Here is a 293-nt window from a genome sequence, read left to right as displayed (position 1 = left end):
GCTTGTTGTTCGGTCGGTTCGAGTCGGAATTTGTAGGCTTTCAGAATTTGCATTTAGCGCTCAGTGTGTAGCATTATTGCCATATCTATTAAGCCCGATTGAGTGACAGAATGCAATTCACTAAAATTAATAAATCACGCCATGCGACCTACGCTTTGCACGTACATTTGGTGTTTATCACCAAGTATCGAAAGCCGATATTGGGGGATCTGCATCACGCTTCCTTCAGTCAGTGTGCGGCAGAGGTTTGCAGAGATTTTGGTGCGGAACTGAAAGAGTGTGACGGAGAGGCT

At 45.4% G+C, this 293-nt stretch carries 1 protein-coding gene; it reads left to right on the top strand.

All coding sequences use genetic code 11. From position 1 onward, the window contains the following. Positions 1 to 110 precede the first annotated feature (110 nt). Positions 111 to 293: transposase (locus MUW49_RS21685; RefSeq protein ID WP_244813237.1), on the top strand; the 183-nt coding region annotated here is incomplete at its 3' end.

It is taken from the genome of Aeromonas sp. LsrichE-8G, from assembly GCF_022869435.1.
Lineage (GTDB): Bacteria > Pseudomonadota > Gammaproteobacteria > Enterobacterales > Aeromonadaceae > Aeromonas > Aeromonas caviae.
This window is presented reverse-complemented; position numbering and strand designations above follow the sequence as displayed.